The 498-nt window shown below is 65.7% G+C and carries 1 protein-coding gene; it reads right to left on the bottom strand.

The annotated features are described in order from the left end of the window. A partial coding sequence (locus ACFCZN_RS21495) for a pentapeptide repeat-containing protein (protein ID WP_430558119.1) occupies nt 1-498 on the bottom strand: 498 nt, incomplete at both ends.

Raw genomic sequence — 498 nt, 5'->3', positions numbered from 1 at the left:
GTCGAGGGTTGCGCCCGAAAGGTCGAGCTCCTCGATGCGCGAGTCTCGAAGAACCACGTCGGTGAGGTGGGACGCGCGGAGATTCAGCCACCCCAGCTTGGAGTGAGAGATTTCCACCTGGCTCAGGTCCGAGTCGTACCATTCGGCCGCGCCGATGCGTGAGGCGAGAAGTTCCACCTCACGCCACGTCGTGCGCCGAGCCCGGAGCGAGGGTGCGTTGAGGCGCTCGATCCGTGTCTGCAGGAACCTCGCGCCCTGGAAGTTGGTCCGATGCGCGTTCCAGCCCACGACGTGGCACTCGGTGAACGTGACGTCGTCGAGGTCGAGTTCGGCGGTGTCGATCTCCGTCAGGTGTTCCCTGTCGAAGTCGGTGCGCAGCGCCCAATCCTCGGTGAGGACCTCGGTGTCGGTGAGGTCTGCGAAGATCAGCGGAGCGATCCTCGGCGGTTGAGTGCGGTCATCCCGCTTTCGGTGCGTCCGAGGGCGCTTGCGCCCGCT

The organism is Isoptericola sp. NPDC056134, from assembly GCF_042264825.1.
Lineage (GTDB): Bacteria > Actinomycetota > Actinomycetes > Actinomycetales > Cellulomonadaceae > Isoptericola > Isoptericola nanjingensis.
The sequence above is the reverse complement of the archived record's forward strand: the minus strand, read 5'-3'. Positions and strand labels throughout refer to the sequence as shown.